The organism is Janibacter sp. CFPM2_SD2 (assembly GCF_057364645.1).
In genome coordinates this window covers 1-695 of sequence record NZ_JBNFOF010000399.1, presented here as the reverse complement: position 1 = coordinate 695, position 695 = coordinate 1, and the positions used below count along the sequence as shown (strand labels likewise).

General features: G+C 77.3%; 1 pseudogene. It reads left to right on the top strand.

The features are described from left to right. Nucleotides 1–50: 50 nt before the first annotated feature. Nucleotides 51–695: pseudogene (locus AC2W7J_RS18625) on the top strand (hypothetical protein); the annotation flags it as partial.

The window sequence follows — 695 nt, the reverse complement described above, 5'->3', positions numbered from 1 at the left end:
CGCAAGGACGGCGTCGAGGCGCTGCGCGAGGCGCCGACGACGAGCACGAGATCCTCGGCTCCGTCGCCGAGCTCGTCACCGTCACCGGTGGCCACGAGGCCGCCGTCGCCGCCGCGCTCGACCAGGCCGGCAATGCCCTGGCCCTCGGCAGCATCGACGCGGCCGCCCGCGCGGTCGAGCGGCTACGCACCGACGACGCCGGTCGGGCGACGCTCGTCGTCGGTGCCACGGCCCGCCCCTCCGACCGCTCCGGGTGGCCGACCCTGCCGACGGGTGCCGTGTGGGCCCTCGACGTCGTCGAGGCCCCCGAGTCCGTGCGGCCCGCCGTCGATCAGGTGCTCGAGCGGGTCGCCATCGTCGCCGACACCCCCGCTGCCCTGGCCCTGCTCGAGCCAGGCCGGCGACCTCACCGCCGTCACCGAGGAGGGCGACGTCTACGGGCCCGGCTTCGTGCGGGGTGGCTCGAGCGCAGCGCCCAGCCTGCTCGAGCTGCAGGCAGCCGTCGACGAGACCCGGGCCGCGCTCGAGGACGCCACCCGGCGCAGCGAGGAGTCGACCTTCGCCCTGACGCGCGCCCGCGCGACCCTCGCCGAGCGGGTCGAGGCCCGCGATGCCGCGATGGAGGCGCTCCACGAGTCCGATGCGCGCATGGCCGCCGTCGCCGAGCAGCTCGGCGGCCTCGGCACGACGACCCG